At 42.0% G+C, this 502-nt stretch carries 1 protein-coding gene; it reads left to right on the top strand.

From position 1 onward, the window contains the following. On the top strand, window positions 1–376 hold a 376-nt coding region (locus ACS8FD_RS25055; RefSeq protein ID WP_439277838.1), incomplete at its 5' end, for a ribonuclease HII. Between the last annotated feature and the right edge of the window lie 126 nt (window positions 377–502).

Below are 502 nucleotides of genomic sequence, written 5' to 3'. Positions count from 1 at the left end.
AACGCATTGTGCAGATACTATGAGTAGTGCATCTTGTAAGCTGCAAGCCCAAGTATTATTCGACGGAAACCGCTGTCCAGATCTGGATTATCTGACACTTGCAACGCTTGGTATAGCTGAGTCCAGTATTGATTGCCAAGCTTGGGTAAAGGGAGATGCACGGCACACTAGTATTGCAGCTGCCAGTATCTTAGCAAAGGTGAGCCGCGATCAAGCTATGTATCAGCTAGATTCATTGTATCCACAATACGGTATTGCCAAACATAAAGGTTATCCTACTCGCGCTCATATGAAAGCTGTGGACCTTTATGGCCCATTGCCAGAGCATCGTCGTAGCTTTGCGCCGATAAGAAAAGCATTAAATAATGAAAGATAGAGTAACCATAAAAGGGCTATTTACTTCATTGATTCCTGTGTGTCTTAATTAAGCTAGGCAAAAGAAAATAGCCTAAGCAAAGCATTGTACTATTCCTAAAATGTCCCTTAAAACCATCCTTCAAGT

This window comes from Psychrobacter sp. 1U2 (assembly GCF_051847575.1).
This window is presented reverse-complemented; position numbering and strand designations above follow the sequence as displayed.